This window comes from Salinicola salarius, assembly GCF_003206135.1.
Classification (GTDB): domain Bacteria; phylum Pseudomonadota; class Gammaproteobacteria; order Pseudomonadales; family Halomonadaceae; genus Salinicola; species Salinicola salarius.
Genome location: NZ_PZJT01000040.1, coordinates 1 through 923 on the forward strand (window position 1 = coordinate 1; position 923 = coordinate 923).

At 57.9% G+C, this 923-nt stretch carries 1 protein-coding gene; it reads right to left on the bottom strand.

Annotation, left to right across the window (positions count from 1 at the left end; translation table 11 throughout):
* Position 1 precedes the first annotated feature (1 nt).
* Positions 2 to 861, bottom strand: a protein-coding gene (locus DOM32_RS17645) for an IS5 family transposase (RefSeq protein WP_110637104.1) whose coding sequence is annotated in 2 segments (ribosomal slippage) — positions 2 to 492 and positions 492 to 861 — 861 coding nt in all. Because the reading frame shifts where the segments join, the coding sequence is not laid out codon by codon here.
* Between the last annotated feature and the right edge of the window lie 62 nt (positions 862 to 923).

Consider the following 923-nt stretch of genomic DNA (forward strand, 5'->3'; position numbering starts at 1 on the left):
ATTACGCTCTGTCTGAAAAATAGACCCGTAAACAGCGCTCGATGCAGGCCAGCGTGACCATGGCACGGTAACTTTTTGCCAGCTTGTCGTAGCGAGTACAAAGTCGCCGCTTTTCCTTCATCCAGCCAAACAGACGCTCTATCACATTGCGACGCCGATAACGCGGGCGCTCGAACAGGCGGGGTAGTCCTGGCTTGGGGCGACGGTGCATCTGTCGGTGCCGGATCGTCGGTCGTATTCCGTACCGGTCGCAGTAGCGACGCAATCGATCACTATCGTAACCTCGGTCGGCCAGCAGATGGCGGCAGCGCTTGCGGGGACGTCCCGTATGACCTGGCAAGCGGATCTGCTCCATGACAGGAACGAGATAGCGTGAATCGGCATGCTGACCAGGCGATAGCAGGAAGCTCAGGGGGACGCCATTAGCATCGCAAACCAGGTGGATCTTGGTGGTCAGGCCGCCTCGGCTTCGTCCAAGCGCATGGCCTACCAGTTCTCCAGAGCCCCTTTTTTACCGCCACCAGCGGCAGAGCGAGTCGCTCGAATCGAGGTGGAGTCCACCATCCAGGTATCGAGATCCATGTAACCATCTTCCCGAAGCTTCAGGTGAAGGCGTGACAGGATGCGTTCGAGTGTGCCGTCATCTCGCCACTGACGAAAGCGCTGGTAGACCGTTTTCCATGGGCCGAAGCGTTCGGGCAGATCCCGCCATTTGGCGCCGGAACAGAGGATCCAGAAGATGCCGTTGAGCATCTGCCGGTCATCGCGCCGTGGACGTCCACGCCCAGCGGGGGTGCCAGGCGAAACGATATCTTCAATCAATGCCCAACCCTGATCGGAAATCTCGTAACGTCCTGCCATGACAACACCTCCAAGCCTGATGGAGGAAGGCTAGCAAGACATTATTTTTCAGACAAAGCGTA